The organism is Mycobacterium sp. (assembly GCF_049280035.1).
In the GTDB taxonomy this organism is placed as follows: Bacteria; Actinomycetota; Actinomycetes; order Mycobacteriales; family Mycobacteriaceae; genus Mycobacterium.
On the sequence record NZ_JBAPPI010000070.1, the window covers coordinates 1 to 1,590 of the forward strand.

Here is a 1,590-nt window from a genome sequence, read left to right on the forward strand (position 1 = left end):
TTGCACGGCCGCAAGGTCGGACCCGGCGCCGTGCTCGCTCATGCCGATCGCCGAATACAGCTTGCCCGCAACGATCTTGGGCAACAGTCGTGTGCACTGCTCCTCGGAGCCGTAGGTCAACAGGCCCGGTGCAACCTGGCGATCGGCGGTCCAGTGCGCCGCTACGGGCGCTCCCACCGCGATCAACTCCTCGGTCACCACGTAGCGGTGCAGATGCCCCAGCCCGTGGCCGCCGTAGCGCTGCGGGATGGTCAGGCCGATGAATCCGGCCGCGCCCAGCCGCGCGGAGAACTGGTCGTCCCACCCCGCCAACCATGAGTCGACGCCGGGCTGCCACCCGAATTCAGCGCGGTCGGAGCGGAGGAAGTCCCGCACGGCGAACCGCAGTTTGACCAACTCGGGCTCACGAGCACTCAACGCATCGAACGAATTCACCACAGCCGCTTCCTAAACCGTAGGCACCGGGACCGACAGTAGGTGAAAATTGGCGGGATGGGGATTACCCACGGTTCGTTGACCCTTCCGTCAGTCGCCAGGCTGTAAAGTCGAATGCTATAACTATATAGATCATTACTTGAGCGATGTAACGCGCGGCCATCCACAACAGCAGGGCTCTATGACTCAGATCTTCTCGATCGGCACCTATCTGCCGCCCTGGACTGTGCGCGACCGGCGGGCCAAGGGGCCCGACGAGGATGCGCTGACCATGGCCGTCGCCGCGGGCCGCGCTGCCGATCCCGACGCCACGGCGCAACGCGTGGTGTTGGTGTCACGTGACTTTCCGCTGTTGGAGGGCGGCAACGGTGCGGTGCTGTTGGCCGCATTGTCGCTGCCGGCCGACACCCCTGTGACCGAGGCGCTCGGCGGCGCGCCTGCCGTATTGGACCAGATCTGCAGCGCCGGCGACGGCACCCTGGTGATCGCCGCCGACGACAACGAGCTCGCAACGGGGGCCGGCGCGGTGCTCACCGGCGACGGCGGCGCCACGCTGACCCCTTCGGCACGCCAGACGCGCAGTCTGCCGCTGACGGCCCGCGCGGAGGACGGCGCGCGCCACGCTTACCTCGACCCTCGTCTGCAACGCGAGGTCGGGGTGCGCTCGACCCTGACCCGACTGGGCCTCAGCGGAACCCCCGCGCTGGCCGCGGTCGCAGGCGTGCCGCTCGCGCACGTCGCGGGCGACTTCGACACCTCGCAGGCCGTCGGTGACCCCGCTGTCTGCGCCGCGTCGGTCATTCGGCTGCTGGCCGATGTGATCGAGGCGGGCACGCAGGGACTGTTGCTCGCGGTCGAGCAGTCCAGCATCAGCGCGGCCGACCTCGCGGTCGGGGGCACCGTGCCCCGGATCGCCCGCGACGAGTTTCCGGCCCGGGAATTACCCACGGCGCGCGTCGCCGACGGCGTCGGCATTCCGATCTCGATGCCCGCGTATGCGCGCGCGTTCGAGCCGAAGATCCGCTGGGAAGCAGCGGTTTTCGAGGAGGGCCCGGGCATCGACTCGGCGCCGCAGTTCCCGCCGCGGCTGCGTGTCGACGACGCCGGAAGATTGGCCACCGAATACCGGCTCGAGCCGCTGCCGCGCACCGGCAC

General features: G+C 69.1%; 2 protein-coding genes. One reads left to right on the forward strand and one right to left on the reverse strand.

What is annotated here, in order from left to right:
• Nucleotides 1-438, reverse strand: a 438-nt coding sequence (locus tag WAN71_RS02360) for an acyl-CoA dehydrogenase family protein (protein WP_422223789.1), incomplete at its 3' end; no start/stop codon positions are given.
• Between the two features lie 178 nt (nt 439-616).
• On the opposite strand from WAN71_RS02360, the gene WAN71_RS02365 reads away from it, so the two are divergent.
• Nucleotides 617-1,590 (forward strand): hypothetical protein (locus WAN71_RS02365; protein WP_422223790.1); only part of this gene is annotated, 974 nt, incomplete at its 3' end.